General features: G+C 52.8%; 1 protein-coding gene. It reads right to left on the reverse strand.

Annotated features, from left to right (window positions below; all coding sequences use genetic code 11):
- Window positions 1-263: transposase domain-containing protein (locus FDP13_RS21525; RefSeq protein ID WP_199886371.1), on the reverse strand; the 263-nt coding region annotated here is incomplete at its 3' end.
- Window positions 264-352: the final 89 nt, after the last annotated feature.

Consider the following 352-nt stretch of genomic DNA (forward strand, 5'->3'; position numbering starts at 1 on the left):
GCGGCGAGCGTGTCGCCTTCATGCGGACTCAGGACGAGGTCGAGCTTTGACGCGACGTCCGTAATGGAGCGGTCACGATAAAGCCCCATTCCTACGACCAGCCAGACCACTCGTTCCGCGGGAAATTTACGTTTGCGGATGCTGGCTTTCTGAGTGGTATCGAGAACCTGAGAAATCCACTCCAGGGGTATAGCGCGCTGAAAGCAGGAAAGTGAAGCGGGTTCAGCCCAGGTCTGAGTGTCATCAAGCCAGGTCGTAAGCATAAAAAAAAGCCCCATCAAAAAATGATGAGGCTATTGTCGTCTACCCACTGGATCGTTCAACCGATCATTTGCTTAACCGATCGGTGTTA

This window comes from Dickeya sp. ws52 (assembly GCF_007210685.1).
Taxonomy (GTDB): Bacteria; Pseudomonadota; Gammaproteobacteria; order Enterobacterales; family Enterobacteriaceae; genus Dickeya; species Dickeya chrysanthemi.